The 406-nt window shown below is 69.2% G+C and carries 1 protein-coding gene; it reads right to left on the bottom strand.

Annotation, left to right across the window (positions count from 1 at the left end; translation table 11 throughout):
* On the bottom strand, nt 1-406 hold a 406-nt coding region (locus I6F21_RS38265), incomplete at both ends, for an ATP-grasp domain-containing protein (protein WP_225184455.1).

Genomic DNA, 406 nt, shown 5'->3' with positions numbered 1-406 from the left:
GCAGAACAGTTCCAGCGCGAACACGCCGACGTACTGCAGGTGTTCGGCGACACAGCGTGCATAGCCGATGGCTGCCTGCTGCTCGGCGGCGGACAGCACGGCCGGGGCCACGCTGGCCGACAGCACACCGTCGACATGCCAGTTGCCGGTGATCGGCCAGGCTTCGAAACTGCCATCGCGGCCACGCACGGCCACCACGCTGACCTCGCGCTGGAAGGCCACGAAGCCCTCCAGGATCAGTCCGGTGCGCTCGACCTGTGCACCCAGCGCATCCCAGGCGGCATCAATGTCGGCTTCGCTGCGCAGGCGGAACTGGCCCTTGCCGTCGTAGCCCAGGCGGCGGGTCTTGAGGATGCACGGCAGGCCGAATTCGGCGGCCTTCGCCGCCAGCTCGTCGCGGCTGCGG

The organism is Bradyrhizobium sp. NBAIM03, assembly GCF_020194055.1.
Classification (GTDB): domain Bacteria; phylum Pseudomonadota; class Alphaproteobacteria; order Rhizobiales; family Xanthobacteraceae; genus Bradyrhizobium; species Bradyrhizobium yuanmingense.
Note: the sequence above shows the minus strand (reverse complement) of the source record. Positions and strands in the feature narration are given on the sequence as shown.